The organism is Bacillus multifaciens, assembly GCF_030756675.1.
Classification (GTDB): domain Bacteria; phylum Bacillota; class Bacilli; order Bacillales; family Bacillaceae_G; genus Bacillus_A; species Bacillus_A multifaciens.
Window position 1 is genome coordinate 24,545 of record NZ_JAVBXD010000034.1, and the last position, 19,695, is coordinate 44,239.

General features: G+C 35.7%; 25 protein-coding genes and 1 riboswitch. Of the genes, 11 read left to right on the forward strand and 14 right to left on the reverse strand.

The genetic code is table 11. The features are described 5' to 3' along the window. Window positions 1–56: 56 nt before the first annotated feature. The 3 genes from Q9306_RS18810 to Q9306_RS18820 form a co-directional block, all read right to left on the reverse strand. Window positions 57–1,142 carry a recombinase family protein gene (locus Q9306_RS18810; protein WP_306201204.1) on the reverse strand — a complete coding sequence of 362 codons (1,086 nt, stop codon included), beginning with the start codon at window positions 1,140–1,142 and terminating at the stop codon, window positions 57–59. A gap of 222 nt (window positions 1,143–1,364) precedes the next feature. Continuing rightward, window positions 1,365–1,844 carry an RNA deprotection pyrophosphohydrolase gene (gene ytkD / locus Q9306_RS18815; RefSeq protein WP_306201206.1) on the reverse strand — a complete coding sequence of 160 codons (480 nt, stop codon included), beginning with the start codon at window positions 1,842–1,844 and terminating at the stop codon, window positions 1,365–1,367. Window positions 1,845–1,925: 81 nt separating this feature from the next. Continuing rightward, window positions 1,926–2,240, reverse strand: coding sequence for a hydrolase (locus Q9306_RS18820; protein WP_306201208.1), 315 nt, complete (start codon window positions 2,238–2,240; stop codon window positions 1,926–1,928). Window positions 2,241–2,348: 108 nt separating this feature from the next. On the opposite strand from Q9306_RS18820, the gene ytzI reads away from it, so the two are divergent. The 3 genes from ytzI to Q9306_RS24690 are packed head-to-tail and all read left to right on the forward strand — an operon-like array spanning window position 2,349 to window position 3,007. Beyond that, on the forward strand, window positions 2,349–2,498 hold the full coding sequence (gene ytzI, locus Q9306_RS18825; protein ID WP_306201210.1) for a YtzI protein: 150 nt from the start codon (window positions 2,349–2,351) through the stop codon (window positions 2,496–2,498). A 1-nt stretch (window position 2,499) separates the two neighbouring features. Then, window positions 2,500–2,805, forward strand: coding sequence for a YczI family protein (locus tag Q9306_RS18830; RefSeq protein WP_306201212.1), 306 nt, complete (start codon window positions 2,500–2,502; stop codon window positions 2,803–2,805). Beyond that, window positions 2,756–3,007, forward strand: coding sequence for a YczI family protein (locus tag Q9306_RS24690; protein WP_371932405.1), 252 nt, complete (start codon window positions 2,756–2,758; stop codon window positions 3,005–3,007). Before Q9306_RS18830 ends, Q9306_RS24690 begins: the two co-directional genes overlap by 50 nt. A 172-nt stretch (window positions 3,008–3,179) precedes the next feature. Here the strand turns inward: Q9306_RS24690 and Q9306_RS18835 are convergent, their stop codons facing one another. Together Q9306_RS18835 and luxS are read right to left on the reverse strand one after the other, a co-directional pair. Continuing rightward, complete coding sequence (locus Q9306_RS18835; protein WP_306201214.1) at window positions 3,180–3,440, reverse strand: hypothetical protein; 261 nt, start codon at window positions 3,438–3,440, stop codon at window positions 3,180–3,182. A gap of 117 nt (window positions 3,441–3,557) precedes the next feature. Next, entirely contained in the window at window positions 3,558–4,031 is a 474-nt protein-coding gene (gene luxS / locus Q9306_RS18840; RefSeq protein WP_306201216.1) for an S-ribosylhomocysteine lyase LuxS, read from the reverse strand. Window positions 4,032–4,160: 129 nt separating this feature from the next. On the opposite strand from luxS, the gene yidD reads away from it, so the two are divergent. Continuing rightward, window positions 4,161–4,391: a membrane protein insertion efficiency factor YidD gene (gene yidD, locus Q9306_RS18845; protein ID WP_020061405.1), complete on the forward strand. Its 231-nt coding sequence runs from the start codon at window positions 4,161–4,163 to the stop codon at window positions 4,389–4,391. Here the strand turns inward: yidD and Q9306_RS18850 are convergent. Beyond that, on the reverse strand, window positions 4,388–4,951 hold the full coding sequence (locus Q9306_RS18850; protein WP_306201219.1) for a beta-class carbonic anhydrase: 564 nt from the start codon (window positions 4,949–4,951) through the stop codon (window positions 4,388–4,390). The two genes, yidD and Q9306_RS18850, sit on opposite strands and share 4 nt — an antisense overlap. 224 nt (window positions 4,952–5,175) lie before the next feature. Here Q9306_RS18850 and Q9306_RS18855 point away from each other — a divergent pair, with 224 nt between their 5' ends. From Q9306_RS18855 to Q9306_RS18865, 3 genes are all read left to right on the forward strand, one after another. Further along, complete coding sequence (locus Q9306_RS18855; RefSeq protein ID WP_306201221.1) at window positions 5,176–6,522, forward strand: cytochrome ubiquinol oxidase subunit I; 1,347 nt, start codon at window positions 5,176–5,178, stop codon at window positions 6,520–6,522. After that, window positions 6,512–7,540 carry a cytochrome d ubiquinol oxidase subunit II gene (cydB, locus tag Q9306_RS18860; protein WP_306201223.1) on the forward strand — a complete coding sequence of 343 codons (1,029 nt, stop codon included), beginning with the start codon at window positions 6,512–6,514 and terminating at the stop codon, window positions 7,538–7,540. Before Q9306_RS18855 ends, cydB begins: the two co-directional genes overlap by 11 nt. A gap of 386 nt (window positions 7,541–7,926) precedes the next feature. Continuing rightward, window positions 7,927–8,958, forward strand: coding sequence for a YdcF family protein (locus tag Q9306_RS18865; protein WP_306201225.1), 1,032 nt, complete (start codon window positions 7,927–7,929; stop codon window positions 8,956–8,958). Between the two features lie 52 nt (window positions 8,959–9,010). Here the strand turns inward: Q9306_RS18865 and Q9306_RS18870 are convergent, their stop codons facing one another. From Q9306_RS18870 to Q9306_RS18900, 7 genes are all read right to left on the reverse strand, one after another. Beyond that, a complete protein-coding gene (locus tag Q9306_RS18870) occupies window positions 9,011–9,820 on the reverse strand; it encodes a DUF4247 domain-containing protein (protein ID WP_306201227.1) in 810 nt (269 codons plus the stop codon). A 12-nt stretch (window positions 9,821–9,832) separates the two neighbouring features. After that, window positions 9,833–10,339 carry a DUF4178 domain-containing protein gene (locus Q9306_RS18875; protein WP_306201229.1) on the reverse strand — a complete coding sequence of 169 codons (507 nt, stop codon included), beginning with the start codon at window positions 10,337–10,339 and terminating at the stop codon, window positions 9,833–9,835. A 22-nt stretch (window positions 10,340–10,361) separates the two neighbouring features. Continuing rightward, the gene (locus tag Q9306_RS18880; protein WP_306201231.1) at window positions 10,362–10,766 is read right to left on the reverse strand and encodes a DUF350 domain-containing protein; all 405 of its coding nucleotides are present in this window, start codon (window positions 10,764–10,766) and stop codon (window positions 10,362–10,364) included. Window positions 10,767–11,014: 248 nt separating this feature from the next. Continuing rightward, on the reverse strand, window positions 11,015–11,680 hold the full coding sequence (locus tag Q9306_RS18885) for a PspA/IM30 family protein (protein ID WP_306201233.1): 666 nt from the start codon (window positions 11,678–11,680) through the stop codon (window positions 11,015–11,017). A gap of 227 nt (window positions 11,681–11,907) precedes the next feature. Continuing rightward, window positions 11,908–12,075 carry a FeoB-associated Cys-rich membrane protein gene (locus tag Q9306_RS18890; protein WP_272188658.1) on the reverse strand — a complete coding sequence of 56 codons (168 nt, stop codon included), beginning with the start codon at window positions 12,073–12,075 and terminating at the stop codon, window positions 11,908–11,910. Window positions 12,076–12,091: 16 nt separating this feature from the next. Continuing rightward, window positions 12,092–14,080, reverse strand: a complete 1,989-nt coding sequence (gene feoB, locus Q9306_RS18895) for a ferrous iron transport protein B (protein WP_306201236.1) — start codon at window positions 14,078–14,080, stop codon at window positions 12,092–12,094. After that, a complete protein-coding gene (locus Q9306_RS18900; RefSeq protein ID WP_306201239.1) occupies window positions 14,077–14,304 on the reverse strand; it encodes a FeoA family protein in 228 nt (75 codons plus the stop codon). The genes feoB and Q9306_RS18900 overlap by 4 nt, the downstream gene beginning before the upstream one ends. Window positions 14,305–14,664: 360 nt before the next feature. Further along, window positions 14,665–14,766, forward strand: a riboswitch (TPP riboswitch). An 86-nt stretch (window positions 14,767–14,852) separates the two neighbouring features. Here Q9306_RS18900 and thiT point away from each other — a divergent pair. Then, window positions 14,853–15,422 carry an energy-coupled thiamine transporter ThiT gene (gene thiT / locus Q9306_RS18905; protein ID WP_306201241.1) on the forward strand — a complete coding sequence of 190 codons (570 nt, stop codon included), beginning with the start codon at window positions 14,853–14,855 and terminating at the stop codon, window positions 15,420–15,422. Window positions 15,423–15,592: 170 nt separating this feature from the next. Here thiT and Q9306_RS18910 read toward each other — a convergent pair whose 3' ends face one another. Beyond that, window positions 15,593–16,264, reverse strand: a complete 672-nt coding sequence (locus Q9306_RS18910) for a helix-turn-helix transcriptional regulator (RefSeq protein ID WP_306201243.1) — start codon at window positions 16,262–16,264, stop codon at window positions 15,593–15,595. A 398-nt stretch (window positions 16,265–16,662) separates the two neighbouring features. Here Q9306_RS18910 and Q9306_RS18915 point away from each other — a divergent pair, with 398 nt between their 5' ends. The 3 genes from Q9306_RS18915 to Q9306_RS18925 all read left to right on the forward strand — a co-directional run bounded on the left by Q9306_RS18915 (window position 16,663) and on the right by Q9306_RS18925 (window position 19,666). Further along, a complete protein-coding gene (locus Q9306_RS18915; protein WP_251226185.1) occupies window positions 16,663–17,037 on the forward strand; it encodes a RidA family protein in 375 nt (124 codons plus the stop codon). Between the two features lie 334 nt (window positions 17,038–17,371). Further along, on the forward strand, window positions 17,372–18,667 hold the full coding sequence (locus Q9306_RS18920) for an MFS transporter (RefSeq protein ID WP_306201246.1): 1,296 nt from the start codon (window positions 17,372–17,374) through the stop codon (window positions 18,665–18,667). Window positions 18,668–18,703: 36 nt separating this feature from the next. Then, entirely contained in the window at window positions 18,704–19,666 is a 963-nt protein-coding gene (locus tag Q9306_RS18925; RefSeq protein WP_306201249.1) for a sugar phosphate isomerase/epimerase family protein, read from the forward strand. Window positions 19,667–19,695 lie beyond the last annotated feature (29 nt).

Below are 19,695 nucleotides of genomic sequence, written 5' to 3' on the forward strand. Positions count from 1 at the left end.
GTGGCTCCTTATCATTAAAATCTCAAATCATTTATCAAATATGAAAAAGCTTCATCCTACGCTTCTTCTACTTCCTCCGAAATTTGCTGTAATCCTGACAGCACTTCCGCTCTCATCTTCACAAGCTCTGGAAATTGATAAAAGAAAGCAATCTTTTGATACTTTACCTCTTTTGAATCTTTCACTTTGTTAGAATCTTGTAAAATAAACGCTGTAAATGTATCAGCAATATCTTCCGCGACGTTCGTTGTTGCATACTCAGAAACAAATTTATCTTCATGCTCTTTAAAAAACTGCATTTGCGCTTCTAAATCTGTTTCTACTTTTTTCTCTTTCCATTCCCCTTCAATCGGCTTCCAAAACTGCTCATAAAATTGATTCACATACGAATCTTTCTTTGTACAGCCTTCTGTTAGAAACAGCGTCATACATTTCGATTCATATGCGGAAATATCTTTTTCTTCTGTAACAGCTTTTATATATTTTTTATCTACAGGTATTTGCGTTTTATTTAACGTTAAAACGTGAGCCGTTTCATGAATTAACGTTTTCATCACTTCGCTTATATGAATGTTGGAATCTAGCGCATCTAAACTTAATACCCAGTTCTCAGGATTGTCTTCATTTTGCATCACATGCGCAACGATATTATCATAGCCATCCGATACAATATCAAATTCCTTTATATTCTCTCTATATTTTGCTGGAATTAACACACTGTACATATCCCATAATGTTTCGTGATAATCCGTGTCTTCATGAAATGCGCTAATCTCTTCTCTCGCCTCTTTATCATCAGCAAAAACTTTCTGTAATCTTTTTTTATCCAACTTTTCAAAATACGGATCTACTAATTCATTGTTATCAATATAATAAGATGCTAAAAAGAAGTAGCGTTCGTCATCTTTTCCTTGTTCTTCGTATGCTGCTAATTCTTCTTTATTTTCTACTTCTGTATATGTTTCTAGTTCAGAGATTCCTTGCATGTTTTTATTAATCTTACTAAGGAATGCATCTCCAGTTTTTAAACATTCTTCTTTTGTTTTACATACTTCTTTTGCAACATGCTTTGCTTTACTACAGCTACTAATCAAGCAAATAAATATGAGCAAAAATAAAAAATGAATATAGTGCTTCCTCATAACATCCTCCTTGCATTCTATTTTATCACTGAAATCATACTCAATTTTGGCAAAAGATACAATAATACGATTTAAGCAGTTGGTTAAAAAAACCTTTCTTTTTAGGAGGGACAAGAGCATCTGGTCGTGCATAGTAGCGGTCATGTTGTATACTACTTAGCAGTGGCTTATCCCTTACGAACAGACCTACTTCTGTAAAAATAAAAAAAGAAACCGGTTGCTCTACTTTGTAAAACAGCCGATTTCTTCTATATGCCGCATTGTGCGCGCTAGTACGTCATCACGCATAATGAAACTGAAGCGTCTATTTTCTTTAATGTCCTCAGGAATATGTTTCAATAATACAGATCCCTTTGTTTCTTCATAGTGCGTATGTTGTTCTAAGGCACTAATTGTTGCGAAATAAATGTTTTTAATAATTATTTTGTCTTTTCCGGATACTTTATATTGTCCGATATACGTTAAGCTTGATACAATACCGCCCGTTTCTTCATGAACTTCACGAACTGCCGCTTCTTCCGGTGTTTCTCCCTCTTCTACTTTTCCACCTGGAAATTCAATACCACGGCGCAAATGATGGGTTAATAACCATTGATCTCCGTACCGGCACACAACCCACACATGCTTTGGCTCGGGAGAAAATGGGTAACGTTCAAACGATAATTGTACAGTGTTATGATAGTAATCTTTAAATGTGTACATGCCCTACTCCCCTATTGATGGTTACAAATTTCTTACCATAAATTGTAGCACATTCTGACTAGTATGACTAATCTAATCCTATCATAACCCGTCGATAATACCCATTTGTGCAATTAACTCTTTCGCCTCATTGTCACCAAGCTCATAAATCATTCGATATGCTTTTTGCAGCTGTTCATCATACCGATCATTATTGGAATCATGATGATATTCTACAAACGGAACATGCGAACGTACAAATGTCCCAAGATCTTCACGATACGCGTTATCAAAGTACTCTCGCAGCTTCAAAATTTCCTCATCCGTCGCTTCAATCGTAAAACTATATGTATTGGCCGTTTTCACTTGTGAAATTTCGCCATTGGCAACTGAAATATAATATGTTTTCTTATCCATAGAACGCCCCTTCTTTCACCTACTTTACTTTCTATTGTTTTCATTTTTTACAAAAATATGTAAAGAAGAGTACCTACGATGATAAAATAAAGAAAAGGGGGTCTTTCTATGGTGAAGATATTAATTATATCAGTCATTGTAGTCATTGTTGTGCTATTGCTCTCAGTACTAACAATTAATAAAGGATATTCCTATAAACATTCAGTAGATTCCATCGAGGATAATCCGTATCAAGAAGAAAATGTAAAGGAGAAATAACATGCTCAAAATATTACGGATTACTTTTCCCATCATCACGCTACTTTTAGGAGCATTCGGATTTTTTACAGATAACATTCCATTCATTTTACCTTATATGCTCATCTCTTTAGGACTCATGTGTTTCATGTCTAGTATTGCAGAATTTCAGAAACAACAAACAGCTACTGGGATTGTCTTTTTGGTTGCTGGTGCATTTGCTTTATACGCGTCCCTCTCTCTCAGTTCTTTCTCTAAACAAAACACTATAACAAAAAATGATAAGGGGAGATGCTACCGTGCTAAGGATACTTCGCATTCTATTTAGTACAATTGTTTTGATTTTAGCTAGTTATTCCTTTTCTTCAGAAAGCGATCAGTTACTATTTTATATACAAGTATTTTTAAGTCTTACCTTCTTAACATGGGGAATTTCTGAGATAAAAGAGCAGCGCAAATCAATGGGGATTTTGCTCATTTGTGGTGCTATCTTCATATCCTTTATCGCTCTCTTAAAAATGTTCCGATAATATTCTCACTACTTTATATCGGCGATTTTTACAATATATCGACGAAAATATCATATATATCGGCGGTATTTTCAATATATCGGCGCTTCGACACGATTTAAAGATCCTTCGACAAAATTAAACATAGGCATCACCCGTGATGCAATCGGAAGACCATGCTCCATTCTAATATTCATACTCGTCCTCGCACACCGATAAACTGCTGTTCTTCCACTTCAATCTCTTCTTTACTCGTATGAAAGATATAAAACTCTCTTTTAGGGAACTCGCGATGTAATTTCTTATAAGCATTCCATGCATCGCTTGTACTTTTGTACTCATCTACCACAGGCATTTCTTGAATCATACGCTTATTGTCTTTTGAATATACAGATACAGCCTCTATCAGTACAAATGTATGAGGATATTTCTTTTTTACTTCTGACCAGTTCATTACAATCGCCTCCTTTTCTTATCATTAGTGTAGCATACTTATTTCTCCTCGATGAAATTGGCTTTTTCCTTATTTACAACTAAAAAAGCTGCCTTTCCCAGGCAGCTTTCCCACGTATTATCCAAACACTTTCTCAAGTTCGTCTTTATCTTGGCTCAACCAGAAATTCATTAAGCGTTTTGCGCCTTCTAAGTCATGAAGTTTCGCTTGGCCGCACTGCGTTTCGTTTGCCGCAGGAATTTCTGTAATTTGTATTGCATCTTGCAGTGTTAACTCTAATAAATCGATGACTTCGCGTACTGTTGGTGTACCGCTTACAACAAGGTAGTATCCGGTTTGGCAGCCCATTGGCGAAATATCAATAATATCAAAGTGTGGATAGCGATCGATATATTTACGTAAATTAAATGCTAATAAATGCTCTAGCGTATGAATGACATCTGGTTTCATCGCTTGTTTATTTGGTTGGCAAAAACGAATATCAAATTTATTCACGATACCGTCTTTGCCTACTTGATGAACGCCACAATGTCTTACATAAGGCGCTTTTACAATTGTATGATCTAATTCAAAGCTTTCTACTGATGGCATATTCATCCCTCCCGCTTTTATTCACAATTCCGTTATATCCAATATGATATAACGGAATTGTGAAATAGTAAAGTATTATGTACAGACCGTGCTATAATACTTACAGCATATGCAGGAAAGGAGATTAATATGAAACGCATTTTCATCGGAATTATTCGCTTTTACCAAAAGTTTATTTCTCCAATGACACCACCGACGTGCCGCTTCCATCCAACGTGTTCTCACTACGGGCTTGAAGCGATTCAAACTCACGGTGCGTTAAAAGGAAGTTGGCTTACAGTAAAACGCATTTTGAAATGCCATCCATTTCATCCAGGCGGATTTGATCCTGTCCCTGAGAAAAAACAGAAGAAGAATTAACCTTCGTAACCATTCACAACAACATCTAACTTTCCAGTATCCGGGTGAATAACAAGTCCGTGTACAGGAACTTCTGTTGGCATAAGCGGATGGTTGTGAAGGATAGAAACACTGTGCTCTACGCTTTCCTCTACACTTGAGAACCCACGTAAAAACTTCTCTAAATCGATTCCAGAATAACGAAGTGTATCTAGTTTCTCAGCTGAAACACCGCGCTCTTTCATCTTTTCAATCGTGCTGCTCGCTTGAATTTTCGCCATACCGCAATCGTGGTGACCAATTACACATACTTCGTTTGCACCAAGTTCATAAACCGCTACTAAAATGCTGCGCATAATACTTCCAAATGGATGTGAAATAACAGCGCCAGCCACTTTAATAATTTTCACGTCACCGTTACGCATGTTCATCGCTTTTGGCAGTAGCTCGACAAGGCGCGTATCCATGCATGAAATAATCACCATTTTTTTATTTGGAAATTTCCCTGTTTCATATTCTTCATACTTTTTACTTTCAACAAATTCCTTATTATATTGCAAAATCTCTTCTAGAGCTTTCATAGTCAATCCCCTCTTTCTTTCTGTAACTACAATATAAGTGTACCAAAGAACAAAAAAAACAAAAAATTTATTGCTTTATCCTAAGAATACAATTTTTCAGACAACAGTCATAATTCTTCCATAATTTCCACACAGTTCTGTAACAACTACCTCGTACTTTGCTCATATTTTCACTATAAACTAAATGTAGATAATGAAAATAAAAAAAGGGAGTGAGTTTTATTATGTCCGACGTTTTGTTACTGAGTCGTTTTCAATTTGCAATTACAATTTTTTATCATTTCTTATTTGTACCGTTAACACTCGGACTTGTTATTTTAGTAGCGTGTATGGAAACGCAATATGCACGTACATTAAATCCAACGTATCGAAAAATGGCGAATTTCTGGGGTAAGTTATTTACGATTAACTTCGTAATGGGAATCATCACCGGGATTACGATGGAGTTCCAATTCGGAACAAACTGGTCTGAGTACTCCAAATATATGGGAGATATTTTCGGATCTCCGCTAGCAATAGAAGCACTTGTTGCCTTCTTCTTAGAATCTACTTTCATGGGAATTTGGTTGTTCGGTAAAGATAAAATTTCACCAAAGTTCCGTGCTTTCTCTATGTGGATGGTCGCACTTGGAACAAATATTTCCGCACTTTGGATTATTACAGCAAACGGCTTCATGCAAAACCCAGTTGGCTATGTAGTCCGAAATGGCCGCGCTGAATTAAATGACTTTTGGGCACTAGTTACAAATCCATATGCATGGCATATGTTCTTCCACACTGTTGTTGGTTGTTATATCGTTGGTTCTTTCTTCGTTATGGCAATTAGTGCGTATCACTTATTACGTAAAAATGACGTTGAATTCTTTAAAAAATCATTTAAGTATGGTTTAATATTCGGTTTATTTGCAGCAACTGCAACACCATTCATCGGTCACGAATCCGGTGCTTTCGCAGCGAAAATGCAACCTGCAAAAGGTGCAGCGATGGAAGCTGTTTGGGACACTGGAGAAGGAAAAGGTTTCTCTATTATTCAAATTCCTGATGTGAAAAATGAGAAGAACTTCGAAGCATTAACAATTCCAAAACTCGGGAGCTTCTTCTATACAAATTCATTTGATGGAAAAATTGTCGGTTTAAAAGATATTCCAAAAGACGAGCGTCCTAACGTAAATCTTGTTTACTATAGCTTCCGTTTAATGGTTGCGCTTGGCACATTCTTTATGGCACTTACATGGTTTGGTTTCTATTTAAGCCGCAAAGGCAAACTAGAAAGCTCAAAACGTTTCTTAAAAATTACAATGTGGTCTGTATTACTTCCATATGTAGCAATTAACGCGGGTTGGATTGTTGCAGAAGCGGGACGTCAGCCTTGGACAGTATACAAACTAATGCGAACAGCAGAATCAGTTTCACCAATTTCTGTACCGCAAATTTGGTTCTCTTTAATTAGCTTAATCTTATTCTACACTTTACTATTAATTGCTGATGTATACCTTATGTTGAAATTTGCGAAAAAAGGACCTGAAGCATTAGAAGAGACTACAAAAGGGGGTGCAGCTCATGTCTCATGATACACTCGCAATTATTTGGTTCGGCTTATGGGGCGTGATTTGGACAGTTTACTTTATTCTCGATGGTTATGCACTTGGTAACGGAATGATTTTCCCATTCGTTACGAAAGATCGCCAAGAGCGCAATCAGCTGCAAGAAGCAATTGGACCGTTCTGGGGCGGAAATGAAGTATGGTTAATTACAGCTGGGGGAGCAACATTCGCTGCTTTCCCAATCACATATGCAAACATGTTCAGTTACTTGTACACACCATTATTCTTAGTATTACTTGCTTTGTTCGCTCGTGCAGCAGGACTAGAATTCATGCATAAAGATGATTCACCAATTTGGCAAACTGTTTGTAAATGGACATATGCCGTTGGTAGTTTCTTAATTGCTTTCTTATTCGGCGTAACATTCGCTAACCTATACTATGGATTACAAATTGGTAAAAATGGCTATGAGGGAAATTTACTTAGCTTATTACACCCTTACGGCATTTTAGGCGGCCTTTTCTTCACGGCAATCTTCGTCGTATCCGGTGCACTTTGGGTTATGATTAAAACGACTGGTGAAGTATCAGATCGTGCTTATAAAATTGCCAAGCCATTTTCAATGGCAGCGGCAATCATTCTAGCTATCTTTTACGTCGCAACGTCAAATCTTACAAACTTATTCCAAAACTTTACGGAATATCCTGTACTGTTCTTAATCCCAGCATTAGCGATGTTAATGAGCGTCATCGCTATGGCAATGGTTTTCAAACGTAAAATTGGCTTAGCTTTCACATTTGTTTGCTTAACAATTGCTACGTTTATGGCAACTGGTTTTGCTGGTATGTTCCCAAGAATGCTGCCATCACGTATTAACGATGCGTACAGCACAACATTATTCCAAGCAGCGGGTAGTGAATTAAACTTAAAAATTATGTTCTTTGTTGCAATGGTAATGGTACCAATCGTTATTGGCTATCAATTATGGAGCTACACAATTTTTAAAGAGAAAATTCATAAAGATTCTGCAAAAGGGTATCACTAAAATCGCGAACCATCCTCTATCCGGGGATGGTTTTTTCTGTTAATTACTTTACTCCTTGATATATAATTAAAAAAGGTAACTACTCAGTTACTTTATGAAAAACCGACAGAAAAGCATTTTTTTAAATGGGCGAGAGGGACTGGCGATGCATAGGAGCGGTCAAGGCCTTTTCCTGCCACGTGCCTGGTTTGAAAACAAAAGTAGATAATAAGTGCAGGCTCCTATTGTGTTTGCATGCCAACAGTCTATATGCCAAAAAACGAATTTACAAGTAATAGAGAGACACATCTTCACTAAAATCATACCCTTTTCTAAATTTCTAAAAGGTATAGCTGAGTAGTTACAAAAACAGAATTTATTAGAAAGTTGAGGTATTTACATAGGCTATGTTTTTAGAAGTCATCACCTTTATTTTACTTATTATTTTTCTAGTCTTTTATTTAAGGGATCCAAGAAGTTTAATAATCGGATTTTTATTCAATCTGTTCTTTTGCTCATTCCTTATCCTGTTTGTTTATTTAGGTTTTAGCTCGGATCATGCGATATTTCGAATTATTGCTGCAATCCCTCTTTTCATCATTGGTTTTATGTTAACCTTTGGTATATTCGCTTTAATGATTGGGCTATTTCTGAATGCAAGGGTTTTAATGAGAAAAGAAGGACGACGCTTTTCAAATTGTTTAACACTACTAGCTGGACTAGGTATTTTATTCAGTATAGTATTCTTAATAGTTGAGCCAACTCGATTTTTATCTCCTCATTTCGGACCGATTTTTAGCGGCGTGTTTTTCATTATCGTATATTTCTTTTTCCACTTATCCAACTTCTTAACAGCTTATTTTCTGTATCAATTCAACAGACCAAGACGTAATCAAGATTTCATTATCGTTCTTGGCAGTGGATTAATTAACGATAAAGTGCCACCACTTTTAGCAAGCAGAATTAATAAGGCAATTGATTTTTATTGGAAACAAGCGGCTGTTTCTTTTCCACCTACAATCATTTTCTCTGGTGGACAAGGCCCTGATGAAAACCTTCCCGAAGCTGAGGCTATGCAAATGTACGCCGTTGAAAAAGGGATTCCTACCCAGCATACAATAAAAGAAGATCGTTCTGTTAACACGTATCAAAATATGTTATTTTCAAAACAAATTATGGATTCACGAAAAGAAGGAAAATACAACAGTATCTTCACAACAAACAATTTCCATCTTTTCCGCGCTGGATTATATGCAAAAGAAGCTGGACTTAATAGCCAAGGAATCGGTTCAAAAACAGCTTTTTATTATTGGCCAAATGCGATGATTCGAGAGTATATTGCAATTGTTGTCATGGGGCGTAAACGGCATATTAAGGTTGTTGGAGTTATCTTAGGATTCTCTATACTCCTTACAACGATTAGTTTTCTATTTTCTTAATCCATACAAAAAAAGCGCAAGAAGCAACCGTATGCTTCTTGCGCTTTTTTCTTTATCTTCTCTTCGTAACTTTTCCGGAACCGCCAACCTTTGTTTTAGGAGGAGACGTGTTCTTCGGTGGACCTGTTGTCGATGATTTCGGTTTAACATTCGATTCACTAGAACCACCTGGTGATTTTATGATTTTCCCTTTATTCTCCGTAGAAGGTGGAACAGTTTGCTTTCCTTTTTCCGTAATGCTTCCCGAATCACCTACAGATGGTTTTTGCTCGACTTTATCACTTCTCTTAATAACAGAACCTTTACCTTGTTTCGTAATAGGCGGCGGTGTTTTCTTTTCTTCTTTTGTAGGTGGTCGTTCTGGGATAACCGGTTTATGATTTTGTCTGTCTGTATATCCGCGGTAATCACCATGATACGATTTACGCGAATCAAATATATCGTCCAGTATGCTTGCTAACAGAAAGCCTTGTAAGAAAGATGGCTGATAATTTTGACGAACAAACTCTTTATTACTGATTTCAATTAATGCGTCAGATGGCTTCTCTTTATCCTTCTGAATGTTGTATATTTTATCAGAATACACAAGGAACATTTGATTTTCGTCTTCTTTAGACGCTTGTTTTGGTTCTTGTTCATCAATTAATTCTTTGGCAACTTGAGGAACTGATTTATTGGCGGCTCTATACACATAAGATTCTTGCTTACCGTCTTTCGTAACTGATTCTAACGGGTAACGGTCTTGAATCGACTTTCCATTTTGACATCCCGATAAAGCAAAACCTGCAATTACAAGTAACATAACAATGGCAAGTATAGCGATGCCGAGCGATTTAATCATGGGAAACAATCGTTTTGACATGATTACGCCCCCTTACGTTGCTCTTATGATTTGTACATCAGCTGAAAGAATCGATTCTCCCTCATACATCATTGTACGTCCATCTTGCCACTCAACACGAAGCAGCTTTCGATTATCAGATTGGAACTCCCATACGTATTGTTCATCAGATGCTGCAAATGGTGTTTTTCCCATGACGACAACACGGCCGTTATATTGCTCTTCCATATGGTAATCTATATCATCCATTTCAATTGTCGTTGGAATCTCATTGATTGAATCTAATCGTCCATCAATAGGGGTATATAATTTATAATACGTATTTTCGCGATTTTCAATTTTTAAATATCGAATCGTTCTTCCATCTTGCAATGTTAAAACAATTTCATTACGAGAATGCATGCTTGTTTTTCCAATCACTTCATACATGACTAACGAAACTTCAATCATGTCACCAGGCGCTAACGTAAGTACCGTTTTCTCAGGTTTAGCAGGTTCTGGACTTTTTATTATATTTTTAATACGTTTAAATAAACTCATTGACCTACCCATCCTTTTCTCGTTATAGACATGCTGATAAAATAAGGGCACCGACAATATGTAACGAACCTGCTAAGACAGCATGTGCTACATATCCTTGTTTTGTCCCTTCATCTAAATCTAAATTAACTGTTTTTCTCAAAATAAGTTCAACAAACATTTCTACAAATAATAAGATTACAAAAGATACCGCTGATGCAAGTAATGCTTGCCATAAATCGTTTGATTTTGAAATCGATTGCGATAAAATATATCCTTGTGCAAACAACTTCATCGCAAAGCGCGTCGTAACTGCCATATTCCCTTTTTTAATTTCTTCTAAATCTTTATATTTAGTAAAAAGTGAATCAATCCACATCAATAGAAATAAAAGGATAGCACTTGCACCTGTCCATACAAGCATGGCTAAAATGTTCATCCCTGTCATTAAAAAGTCACCTCTGAAAAAATAATAGAAAACCGACATGACTTCCTACTATGACATGTCGGCTCTCTTGTCTATTTTCTATAAATCGTTGCTATACAGAATAACCAGCTCTCGCTTTCTACCTTTGTTTTAAACTTTGCACGTGGCAGAAAAAGACCCTGACCGCTTCTGCGCACGGCCAGTTGCTCTCGTCCACCATAGAAAGAAAGCGGTTTTTATGTCAGTTTTTCAACTTGTATTTATATAGATTATTTCTCATACTGCTTCATAATACGAGCTAATTCATCATCTACAGCTGAGTTTTTGTTTAAACTCGCAAATTCTTCATCTAATGATTTTTCTTTTTTATAAATTTCTCCGCTTGCTTCTGCTTCAGCTTCTAATTGAAGAGCTTTTTCTTCCATGCGGCTTAAACCTGCTTTTGCTGTATTCGCATCAAAACCAGACATTGCCTGATTAATATTCTTTTGTGCTTTTGCTGCGTTCACACGCGCTACAAGCGTTTCACGTTTATTTCTTAATTCTGTTAATTGCTTACGCATTTCTTCTAATTTCGCACGAAGATTATCAGCAGCCGCTTTATTTTGCTCGTAGCTTGCTTTGTATTCATTCATTTTTTGTTCTGCAGTTTGCTTTTCCTCTAAGGCACGACGTGCAAGATCAATGTTATTTGCTTGAACAGCCATATGCGCTTGTTCTTCACGTTTCTTTACAAGTGCTTCTTGTTCTTCAAACAACAATTTAAACTTTTTCTCAAGCGCAATTTGAGCTGCTACACTTTTCTCTGCTTCTTGTACATCCTCTTGCATATCACGTAAATACTGATCCGTCATTTTAACTGGATCTTCAGCTTTTTCAATTAATGAATACACATTTGACATCGTTAAATCTCTTAATCGTTTAAATACGGACATTTAAATTCCTCCTATAAACTGCTTCCTATTTCAAATTCAGTACTTGGAAAACCTTAAAATCTTCCTTTACAGTAAGAATATTCATATTTCAAACCTATGTGTACATTATATCAAAAATAAAATGCACTTACATCTTGTTTTGTAAATATACAAACGATAATCTGACATTTCCATAACAAATCATAAAAATAGAAAAAAGCTTTGCGAAATTCGCAAAGCTTTTTTCTCTATTTATTCACGACTTGCTCCATATCCGGACTACAAATCTTTGACTGACACGATTTATTTAAGGAACATGCTGCACATTTCCCTTTTTTACTTCTCTTTACGAAGTTCATTAGCGTATATCCTGCATATCCAAAAATGACAGCTCCAATTACAATATTGACTATCATTATGATACATCTCCTTTTAGAATCCGAGCATGGATCCTACTTGGTATATTACTAGTGTTAATACGTATGCAACAACAAGCGGATAAACAACAGAGAAAATCGTCCACTTTAGAGATCCTGTTTCACGGCGAATAACCGCAACGGTTGCTAAACATGGTACATATAATAAAATAAAGAACATAAACGTATATGCTGATAACGTTGTGAAATGCGTACCGATTACGTTTCCTAATACATCTTCTTTCACAGAATAAATAATGGCCATTGTCGAAACAACAACTTCTTTTGCTAAAAATCCTGTTAACAGAGATGCAGCTGCTTGCCATGTTCCAAAACCAAGCGGCGCAAGAATTGGAGCAAATAAACCGCCAATCATTGCTAAGAAACTATCTCCCATATCTACACCGAATCCAGATGGCCCAGCATAGTTTAATAACCAAATCACAACAGAACCACCAAAGATAAATGTACCTGCCTTGCGTACAAATCCTTTTCCTTTTTCCCACGTACTGCGCCATAACGTTTTTGCTTGCGGCACACGGTAAGGCGGAAGTTCAATGACGAAAATTGATTTCTCTTCTTTTAAAACCGTAATAGACATAATTTTTGTAACGATTAATGCCAGAATAATACCAATGAGATATAAAGAAAATACAACAACTGCTTGACTATTTGGGAAAAAGACCCCTGCAAATAATGCATATACAGGTAAACGAGCTGAACATGACATAAACGGTGTCACTAAAATCGTAAGCAGCCTCTCTTTTTCCTGTTCAATCGTTCTTGCTGCCATAATGCCTGGTACATTACAACCAAAACCGATAATCATCGGAATAAACGCTTTTCCGTTTAGTCCAAAAAACTCCATCACACGATCCATTACAACGGCAATACGCGCCATATATCCGGAATCTTCTAGCAATGAAATAAAGAAGAACAATACGAAAATTTGCGGTACGAATACCAATACTGCACCAACCCCTGCAATAATTCCATCTGTAACAAGCGCTCGAATGAACTCAGATGCACCAATACTCGTAAGTCCTGCTGTTACCCAATCTGTAAATGGACCACCGACAAATGCATCAAATTGATCCGATAATGGCGTTCCAATCCACGAAAACGTAACCTGAAAAATTAAAAACATAATTCCTAAAAAGATCGGAAGTCCCAAAATTTTATGTGTAATTAATTTATCAATTCTTTCCGAAAAAGGAATGCTTCCTTCTTTTTCATTACGAATCACACTTGTTTTCAACTTTTCAATATACGCTGCACGTACTCCGTGTATATGCTGTTCTAGCGTAACATCTAATTCCGCTTCTAATGCCGAACGAATTGCTACAAGTTCATTATATATAGGCAACTTGGCAAATTCTTTCTCTATCACTTCGTTATTTCCTAAAAATTGTAGCGCAAGCCATCTTGCATGCTTATCATTTTCTCGCTGCAATTTATCCATAACTCGCTGGATTCCTGTCTCTACTTCTTTACCATATGAAAGAATAAACGGCTTTTGCTCCGCCTTATCGCTTTCATGAAGAGCAGCTAATAATTCCTCGCAGCCTTTTCCACTTCTTGCTATAACAGGAATGACTGTTACACCTAGCATTTCAGCTAACTTCTTTACATCGATCACAATCCCGCGCTGTTTTGCCACATCAATCATGTTTAAGCCAATCGAAAGCGGTTTTCCAAATTCTAATAATTGCAATGTTAAATGCATATTACGTTCAAATTGCGAGGAGTCCACAATATTTAACATATGATGAAATTCTTCTGTTAATAAAAACTGCGTAACAACCCCTTCATCACGGGATACAGGATTTAAATCGTATATACCTGGTAAATCTATTAACATTCCTTGCTTATCTTTTAACTTACCAATCTTTTTTTCTACGGTTACTCCGCTCCAGTTCCCAACATATTCATAAGAACCAGTAAGCGCATTAAACAATGATGTTTTTCCCGTATTTGGATTTCCTAGCAAAGCAACCTTGTTCACGCCAATTCCACCTTTATCATTTTCGCGTCACAATGACGAATAGAAATTAATTGTCCACGACATTCTAATGTACACGGACCATTTAACATTGCTTTTTGTTTTATACAAAGTTCGCATCCTTCAGAAAATCCAAATGAAGCTAAACGACGTTTTAATAATTTATCAAGAGACTGTAAGTCTTTTACACGTACTTTTTTATCTATACTCATATCAACTAAGTTCATCAAATTATCCCCCTCAAAAGATAACGATAATTATTATCAGTCCCAATTATAACATGATTCTCTGAGAATGCACTATACAATATGCTATGAATTATTACTATTTTTTGACCATTCCATCTTATTTAACATAAAAATCGCTGCTATGCAGAATAAAACCTGAACCGCTTTCATTTTCTACCTTTGTTTTAAACCTCCCAAGTGTAAGAAAAAGGAACTAACCGCTTCTACGCACGGCCAGTTCCTCTTGTCCCCTTAAAAAAGAGGTTTTCTTTTTATTTCGTCTTTCCAAATCCTATATATAAATTAAATTTGCCATACTTACCCATTATTATTACAATAGTACTAACAATCTAAGAATCTCGTTGTCACAGGGGGAGCCGCGTCGCTGAGAGGGAACACTTTGTTCCGACCCTTTGAACCTGTTAGTTAATGCTAACGTAGGAATTGTGCAGACGTATATACATAAGTAGTGATTTACAATTTGTATATCTTCATCCCCCTATGATCATGATTCTTCTTTTGTAACTTGGATGTAGGGGGATTTTCACATGCGTAACACAAATTTACAAGCAATGATAGAGGCAGCGATTCTCGCAGCATTTGCATTAGTCATCGACATTTTGCCGCTCTCTATTAAACTTCCAACAGGCGGTTCTATCTCATTTGCTATGATTCCAATTTTTATTATTGCTTACCGCTGGGGATTTAAAGCGAGTTTCTTAAGTGGACTCGTTTGGGGGTTATTACAAATCGTCGCAGGAGATGCATCTATTTTCACACCGGTACAAGCGTTTATTGAATACTTCGTTGCCTTTGCCTTTATTGGCTTTGCTGGATTATTTCATGCACCAATTCAACAAGCAATTGCCAATAAACAAAAAGCAAGAACAATTACGTATATCATTATTGCTACATTTATTGGCAGCTTAGCTCGTTACTTTTGGCACTTCATTGCCGGCTTTATTTTCTTTGGACAATATGCACCAAAAGGACAATCAGCTATTTTATATTCCTTTATCTTTAACGGCGTTATAATGATTGGTTCTTTCGCATTGTGTGCGGCTTTACTTGTCGTTTTATTTATAACAGCACCACGCTTATTTACGAAACGCGCTTAAGCCTAGAAAAAAGAGCAGTACAAACTATCGATTTACCTTATAATGTTATTGTATTTTATAAAACCCTAATTAAATAAGAGGTATAAATTTGCATAATAAGCCCTGCTGATTTTAGCCTTTTTACGTTAGATCGCTTAATAGGACAAAACAAGGTAAAGTAAATGACACATTTACTTTACCTTGTTTAAATACCGATAGATAGTTGCTTCTGATGCTTTTAAATGCTTAGCTACTTCACTTACGCCGCCTTTAAGTAAAAATACCCCTTTATCATTAAGTTTTTTTATCACTTCCATTTTTTCATCAGGAGACATTCTCTCAGGCGGAACTTTGCATTCTAATAAAACTCCTGTAATAAGTGATGAAAGAAGACTATCTAGATTTTCTTCTAAGTTCTCAGAAAGGTCTAATTCAAGATTAGGATGAGCCTTTTCTACCTCTTCATTCACGCTAGTATTACTCGTAATTATACTATCTAACCAGTCTCTTGCTTTTATCATATTACTAATATCAATATTTACACACAGCATCCCAATTATGCTATCTTGTTCATCTTTAATAAAATAGCTTGACGAACGAAACGTTTGGTTATTCTTTGAGTTTCCTTTGTAATTGGAAATAAAATGTTTATCTATATATTTCTTTTCTTGTATGAACTTTAAAGCTAGGTCTGTTAAATGTCCTCCAACTTTTCTTCCACTAAGATGTCCGTTTACAACTTCTATGATAGATTCGTCTGGATTCGTAACATCATGCAAAACAACTTCACCATTTTCTCCAATTACTTCTGCAATGAAATGAACAAGAGGAATATACCGCTCTAACTTTTCTTTATTTCCCATTGATCTCGCACCTCTTTTTAAGATAAGAAGAAAGTACAAAATTTCGTACTAACACTTTGCTTTCTTCTTTTTATAGTATACAACATAAGAAAACATAGCCTCCTACATATCTAAAAAGGACATAAAGAAAGCTGGCTTAAAGACTTTAATCACTACTATATTACTACACAATCCTTACTTGAAGATAATAAGATGATTTCTTCCCAGTTTTTCTTGATTTTTCCTTTCTATAATAATAATTTACCAAATAACAAATTATTATTACAATGAAAATTTATTATTATTTTTTAACTTTTTTAAAAATATCTATTGAAATTTAGAAAATATAACATTACAATGAACTTGTGTTAAAAAATTATTATAACTAAAAAAAATTATTATCACAGGAGGTTTTTTGGATGAATGCGGTTATTTCTACTAAACATGCACCTGGTGCAATCGGTCCTTATTCACAAGCAATGAAAGCGGGTAATTTTATCTTTACTTCTGGGCAACTGCCGATTGACCCTAAAAACGGCGAAATGCCTGAAACAATTAAAGAGCAAACAACACTGTCATTAGAGAATGTAAAAGCCATCCTAGAAGAAGCAGGCAGCGATTTAAGTAAAGTTGTTAAAACAACCGTATTTTTAAAAGATATGAATCATTTTGCACAAATGAATGAAGTTTACACTACTTACTTTACAGAAAATTTTCCTGCTCGAAGTGCCATTCAAATCGCACGATTACCAAAAGATGCACTTGTTGAGATTGAAGTTATTGCAACTTTATAAAGTTTTCATACAAAAAAATTGAATATGAAAAATGAGATAACATTCCCTCATTATGAAACGATTAAAATACTTAATCTTTATAGTGATGGAGTGCAAAATTTCAAGCTTTATGAAAGCGCTGTCTTTTTTGGGGATCAACCTCTGAGGAGGAAAAGGATGGTCGCAACTTTATAAAGTTTTCATACAGAAAAATTGAATATAAAAAATGAGATAACATTCCCTTATTATGAAACGATTAAAATACTTAATCTTTATAGTGATGGAGTGACAAGTTTCTAACGTTTTGAAAGCGCTGTCTTTTTCTGAAAAAATCAACCTCTGAGGGGGAAAAAGAATGGATACTCCCAAAAAAAATAAGTGGGTTGCACTTGTCGTACTGATATTGGGTGGAGGAACAATTTTTAAACTTCCGTTTTTAAAAGATGCTTTTTATATTCCCATGATGGAATATTTTCACTTGTCTCATACCCAAATAGGTGTAATCTTATCGGTTTATGGAATCATCCAAGCATTTGGTTATATCGCATCGATGTATATAGTAGACAGGTTTTCTAAGAAGAAAATCATACCGTTCAGCTTGATTGGTGTTGGAGTATCAGGATTGTATTTAACAACATTTCCTGGTTATTATGGCGTATTAACCGTTTGGATTGTTTTCGCTTTATTTGCAGAGACTGCTTATTGGCCTGCGTTAATTAAAGCTGTACGGTTATTAGGAGATAAAGATGAACAAGGTAGAGTATTCGGGTTCCTTGAAGCAGGAAGAGGCGTTGTTGATACAATTATCGCTTTTGGTGCCCTTGGAATTTTTAGTTGGTTAGGATCTGGATCAACCGGCTTTAAAGGCGCAATTATTTTCCTTGCATCAGCAGCAATTTTTATTGGGATTATTTCTTATTTCTTAGTAGAAGACGATGAAATAATAGATACTGATGAACACGGTAATAAAATTAACAAAAGTAAAGCTGCACTAGACGGTGCTTTACAAGCATTAAAGATGCCTGAAGTATGGGCTGTAGCATTTACTATATTCTCTGTTTACTCCGTCTACATAGGTTTAACATATTTTATCCCGTTTTTAAAAGATATCTATGGTATGCCTGTTGCACTAGTAGGCGCTTATGGAATTATCAATCAATACGCTATCAAAATGGTTGGTGGTCCGCTAGGAGGGTTCTTAGCTGATAAAAAATTTAAGTCTCCATCTAAATATTTAAGACTTGCTTTTATAGTCGCAATTATTGGAATGACTATTTTTATCTTCTTACCTCATGAGACGATGAATGTATACACTGGAATGATCTTTACACTTAGTTTTGGCACAATTATTTTTACTCAAAGAGCCGTATTCTTTGCTCCTATTGATGAGGTGGGAATCCCAAGAGAAATCAGTGGTGCATCAGTTTCCATTGCTTGTTTAATAGGGTATTCACCTTCGATGTTTGCATTTTCTCTATACGGAAACATGTTAGATAGAACACCAGGAATGGCTGGTTATAGACATGTATTTTTAACAATGATTGCTTTTTCCGTACTTGGTCTAATTATTAGCAGCTATTTAGTTCGAATTGTCAAAAAGAAAAAAGAATTACAAATAAATGAGGAAAGTTCAATTTCAAATGAAGTATGAGATTAATAACATGGAGATAGGAAAGGTGAGATTATCATGAAAATTGGATTAGAAACAGAAAGCTATCATTTATTTTTCCACAATAAACGTATGGATATTATTGACTTTATAAGAAGAACTGCTGAACTTGGATTGGACGGGGTACAAATTAATATTATTACAAATGAGGCAGACAAACATTTACATCCAGAGTGGGGAGTGCTTGGCGGGAACGAGCCTGATCACTTGAAAAAGATTCGAGATGAAATTCAAAAACATGGTTTATATGCTGAAATTGATACAAGAGGTACAGATATAGAGCATTTATCAAAAGTAATAGACATTGCAAATCAAATTGGTGCAGATGTCATCCGGACTTACGTTTGTGTAGGTGAATACGATGCTGAAAAGATGGCTAAAGCTCCTGAAGAACTCAAACAAGTCGTACCATTACTAAAAAAATATCGAATTAAACTTGGAGTCGAAAATCACGAAGAAGAAACAACAGCTGAGGTAATTAAAATTATTGAAGAAGTGAATAGCCCTTGGGTTGGAGCACATTGTGATTTAGGAAATGGAATGATGGCATGGGAAGATCCAGTTGAAGCAGTTAGAAAATTAGCTCCGTATGCCTACACAACTCATTTTAAAGATCATATTGTCATTCATGACGGTGAAGACCATATAGTTTGTGGGGTTCCAGCAGGAACTGGAAATATCGACTTAGAAGAATGTTTTAAAATATTAGTGAATGAATCAACACTAACGAGAATCAATGTAGAAATGTGTTTTCCATATGTAGCTCAATTTAAACGTCCAAAAGGAACTGGAGGCGTATACGAAGTCGGTGAGGGAGCATTCAAAGTAGAAAATCCTCCATATGACTTAGATGTTCTTAAGACGGAAGATTACTATTATCCACCTGAACATCTATTAGAAAAAATGCTTGAAGATCAAGAAAAAGGTGTTCAACAATCTGTAGACTATATACTAGCTTTAAGAGAAAAATATTGTAGATAACATGAAACTTCCATCAGTGGGGATGAAAA